The 236-nt window shown below is 63.6% G+C and carries 1 pseudogene; it reads right to left on the reverse strand.

Annotated features, from left to right (window positions below):
* A pseudogene (locus AC0L20_RS41850) lies at positions 1–236 on the reverse strand (transporter substrate-binding domain-containing protein); the annotation flags it as partial.

The raw sequence follows: 236 nt of genomic DNA on the forward strand, positions 1-236 counted from the left end.
TCTGGCAGGTCAACGCCGAACCATTGCTTGAACGACGCCTTGTAGGTGGGGAATTCGACGCCGGTCATGGCTTCATGCAGGGCGGTATTGACGAAGTTCAGCCAGTCCTGGTCGCCACGCTTGACCGCGCACGCGTAGGTCTGCGGGCTCCAGGCGTAGGTCGGGCTGCGGTACCGGCCGGGGTTCTGCACCATCAGGTATTTGACCGAAGACTGGTCGGTGGCGGCGGCATCGGC

This window comes from Bradyrhizobium sp. Kon58, from assembly GCF_055807455.1.